Genomic DNA, 1,499 nt, shown 5'->3' on the forward strand with positions numbered 1-1,499 from the left:
ACACCCTGTTCAGCGCCGGCATCGGTGCCGAAGACCTCGGCCACTACGGCATCCAGCAATGGCACATCGGCATGATCGTGCCGTTCGGCTACGCCATGGTGTTCATCCGCTTCCTGGAAATTCTCGTGCGCATCCTGCGCAACCAGCAGACCGGCCTCGGCCTGGCTGACGAAGCCGCCGACGCCCTGAAGGTCAATGAGCACGAGGAGAGCAAATAATGACCGTCCTGTTCCTCTTCCTGCTGCTGTTCCTGCTGATGTTCATCGGCGTGCCGATCGCCGCCTCGCTCGGCCTGGCCGGCTCGATCACCATCATGCTGTTCAGCCCCGACTCGGTGCGCTCGCTGGCGATCAAGCTGTTCGAGACCTCCGAGCACTACACCCTGCTGGCGATTCCGTTCTTCCTGCTCTCCGGTGCCTTCATGACCACCGGTGGCGTGGCGCGGCGCCTGATCGACTTCGCCAACGCCTGCGTCGGCCACATCCGGGGCGGCCTGGCCATCGGCGCGGTGCTGGCGTGCATGCTGTTCGCCGCGCTGTCCGGTTCGTCGCCGGCCACCGTGGCGGCAGTGGGTTCCATCGCCATCGCCGGCATGGTCCGCTCCGGCTACCCGCAGGCCTTCGGCGCCGGCATCGTGTGCAACGCCGGGACCCTGGGCATCCTGATTCCGCCGTCGATCGTCATGGTGGTGTACGCCGCCGCCACCGAGCAGTCGGTGGGCAAGCTGTTCATGGCCGGGGTGATCCCGGGCGTGCTGCTCGGCCTGGTGCTGATGGTCGCGATCTACGTGGTGGCGCGGATCAAGAAGCTGCCGGCCCTGCCGCGTGCCAGCCTGCGCGAATGGCTGCGCTCGGCGCGCGAGGCGTTCTGGGGCCTGCTGCTGATGGTGATCATCCTCGGCGGCATCTACACCGGCATGTTCACCCCGACCGAGGCCGCTGCCGTGGCCGCCGTGTACGCCGGCTTCGTGGCCCTGTTCGTGTACAAGGACCTGACCCTGCGCGAGTGCCCGAAGGTGCTGCTGGAGTCCGGCAAGCTGACCATCATGCTGATGTTCATCATCGCCAACGCCATGCTCTTCGCCCACGTGCTGACCACCGAGCAGATCCCGCAGCAGATCACCGCCTGGGTGGTGGAGCTGGGCCTGCAGCCGTGGCAGTTCCTGCTGGTGGTGAACATCGTGCTGCTGATCGCCGGTGCCTTCATGGAGCCGTCGGCGATCATCCTGATCCTCGCGCCGATCCTGTTCCCGATCGCCGTGCAGCTGGGCATCGACCCGATCCACCTGGGCATCATCATGGTGGTGAACATGGAGATCGGCCTGATCACCCCGCCGGTGGGGCTGAACCTGTTCGTCACCTCGGCGGTGACCGGCATGCCGCTGACCGCGGTGATCCGCGCCGCACTGCCGTGGCTGATGATGCTGATCAGCTTCCTGCTGGTGATCACCTACATCCCGGCCGTGTCCATGGCCCTGCCGAACTGGCTGGGCATGAGCT

The 1,499-nt window shown here is 66.1% G+C and carries 1 protein-coding gene and 1 pseudogene; both read left to right on the top strand.

Going from position 1 to position 1,499, the window contains the following annotated elements:
* A pseudogene (locus tag E4487_RS24400) lies at window positions 1-218 on the top strand (C4-dicarboxylate ABC transporter); the annotation flags it as partial.
* Window positions 218-1,499, top strand: a 1,282-nt coding sequence (locus tag E4487_RS24405) for a C4-dicarboxylate TRAP transporter large permease protein DctM (protein WP_152489872.1), incomplete at its 3' end; no start/stop codon positions are given. The pseudogene E4487_RS24400 and the gene E4487_RS24405, both read left to right, overlap by 1 nt.

The sequence above is a fragment of the Pseudomonas sp. BMW13 genome (assembly GCF_013357275.1).
GTDB classification, from domain to species: Bacteria; Pseudomonadota; Gammaproteobacteria; order Pseudomonadales; family Pseudomonadaceae; genus Aquipseudomonas; species Aquipseudomonas khazarica.